Raw genomic sequence first — 369 nt, forward strand, 5'->3', positions numbered from 1 at the left:
GAGTCAAAGTCATGTGCCTTACCGACTTGGCTAATCCCCAATATATGTGGTGAGCGCACAGGGATTCGAACCCCGGACACACGCCTTAGAAGGGCGTTGCTCTATCCAGCTGAGCTATGCACCCACATTACAACACAAACATAAAATTTGGAGCGGGAAACGAGATTCGAACTCGCGACTTCAACCTTGGCAAGGTTGCGCTCTACCACTGAACTATTCCCGCTCGTTTATTAAATTAAATAAAAAATGGTGCGGATGAAGGGAGTCGAACCCCCACGCCAATGGCGCTAGATCCTAAGTCTAGTGCGTCTGCCAATTCCGCCACATCCGCGCATGTTTTGGTGGAGGATGGTGGATTCGAACCACCGA

The 369-nt window shown here is 50.1% G+C and carries 3 tRNA genes; all 3 read right to left on the reverse strand.

From position 1 onward, the window contains the following. Positions 1 to 47 precede the first annotated feature (47 nt). Positions 48 to 124: transfer RNA gene (locus KGF42_RS19300), tRNA-Arg, on the reverse strand. 24 nt (positions 125 to 148) lie between these two features. After that, a tRNA-Gly gene (locus KGF42_RS19305) sits at positions 149 to 223 on the reverse strand. A gap of 24 nt (positions 224 to 247) precedes the next feature. Further along, positions 248 to 331 (reverse strand) — tRNA-Leu (locus KGF42_RS19310). Positions 332 to 369 lie beyond the last annotated feature (38 nt).

This window comes from Clostridioides sp. ZZV15-6383 (assembly GCF_020657735.1).
GTDB lineage: Bacteria > Bacillota > Clostridia > Peptostreptococcales > Peptostreptococcaceae > Clostridioides > Clostridioides difficile_D.